This is a genomic window from Brevundimonas sp. CURTG3B2_SDJG (assembly GCF_057364705.1).
Genome location: NZ_JBNFOJ010000443.1, coordinates 1 through 1,674, shown reverse-complemented (window position 1 = coordinate 1,674; position 1,674 = coordinate 1). Strand labels below are relative to the sequence as shown.

Here is a 1,674-nt window from a genome sequence, read left to right as displayed (position 1 = left end):
CCGGCGCCCAGGTGATCCGCGCGCCCCAGACCTCCGCCGCCCCCGCGCCCGCCCGATGAGCGCGCGTCCTCTCCGGCATGACCGGCTTCGGCCGCGCGGATGGCGCGGAAGGCGACTGGGCCTGGTCGGTCGAGGCGCGCTCGGTCAACGGCCGCAATCTGGAGGTCCGCTTCCGCGGCCCGCCCGGCTTCGACAATCTGGAACGGGTGGCGAAGACCTCGGCGCAGGCGCGCCTGGCCCGGGGACAGATCACCCTGGGCGTCCAGGCCCGCAAGGCCGACACGACGGCCGCGCTCAAGGTCAACACCGAGGTGCTGGCGCGCTACCTGGCCCTGGCCAACGAACTGGCCGAGCAGGGCGCCACGCCGCCGTCCGCCGACGGCCTGCTGGGCCTGCGCGGGGTGATGGACGCGCCGGAAGACCAAGACGACGCCGAGGCCCGCGCCGTGATCGAGGCCGCCGTCGCCATCTCCATCGACGCCGCCCTGGACGCGCTGAAGCTCTCGCGCGAGCGGGAAGGCGCGCAACTGCGGCCCGTGATCACCGGCTTCGTCGACCGGATCGAGACCCTGGTCGCCCAGGCCGAGACGGAGGCCGCCGCCCAGGTCGAGGCGATCCGCGACCGCTTCACCCGCCGCATCACCGAACTGGCGCCCGACGCCCCCGGCCTGGAGGACCGCATCTTCCTGGAGGCCGCGGCCCTCGCGACCAAGGCCGACGTGCGCGAGGAGCTGGACCGGCTGACCGCCCACGTCGCCTCGGCCCGCGCCCTGTTGCAGCAACCGCCCGCCGGGCGGAAACTCGACTTCCTGATGCAGGAATTCATGAGGGAGGCGAACACCCTCTGCTCGAAATCGGCTACGACGCCGCTCACCGGTTTAGGCCTCGAGCTGAAAGCCGTGATCGAACAGCTCCGCGAACAGGTCCAGAATGTCGAATGAACGCACGCCCCGCCGGGGCGTCCTCCTGATCGTCGCCAGCCCCTCGGGCGCCGGCAAGACGTCGCTCTGCCGCCGTTTGATGGCCGACCACAAGGCGCTGGAGCTTTCCGTCTCCATGACCACCCGCGGCATCCGGCCGGGCGAGGTCGCCGACCGCGACTACCATTTCGTCGACGACGCCGAGTTCCAGCGCCTGATCGACGCCGACGCCTTCCTGGAATGGGCCGACGTCCACGGCAGCCGCTACGGCAGCCCGCGCGCGCCCATCGACCGGGCCCTGGCCGAAGGCCGCGACGTGCTGTTCGACATCGACTGGCAGGGTGCCCGCGACATCGCCGAGAAATGCCCCGAGGACGCCGTGCGCGTCTTCATCCTGCCCCCCAGCCTGGAGGAGCTGCGCCGTCGCCTGGTCACCCGCTCCCAGGACGCCGAGGAGGTCATCGAGCGCCGCATCAGGAACGCCAAGGGCGAGATCGAGCACTGCGGTGAGTTCGACTACGTCTTCGTCAACGACGACTTCGACCGCTCCTACGCCGAGCTCGCCCACATCTACCACGCCGAGCGCAGCCGCCGCCGCCGCAACACCTGGATCGAGGCCTACAAGGACGCGCTGCTCGGCGAGGCGGTCTGACACCATTCCTCCCCAGCGGGGGAGGGGGACCATCCGAAGGATGGTGGAGGGGCGCCGCCTCACCCTCCGTCATAGGTCTCCCCACCGGGGGAGGGGACCGAG

The 1,674-nt window shown here is 71.5% G+C and carries 2 protein-coding genes; both read left to right on the top strand.

From position 1 onward, the window contains the following. The first annotated feature begins 77 nt into the window (after positions 1-77). The gene (locus AC2W7C_RS17610) at positions 78-941 is read left to right on the top strand and encodes a YicC/YloC family endoribonuclease (RefSeq protein WP_486002529.1); all 864 of its coding nucleotides are present in this window, start codon (positions 78-80) and stop codon (positions 939-941) included. Then, positions 931-1,572 (top strand): guanylate kinase, encoded by a 642-nt coding sequence (gene gmk, locus AC2W7C_RS17605; protein WP_486002528.1) that lies wholly within the window; start codon positions 931-933, stop codon positions 1,570-1,572. The genes AC2W7C_RS17610 and gmk overlap by 11 nt, the downstream gene beginning before the upstream one ends. Positions 1,573-1,674 lie beyond the last annotated feature (102 nt).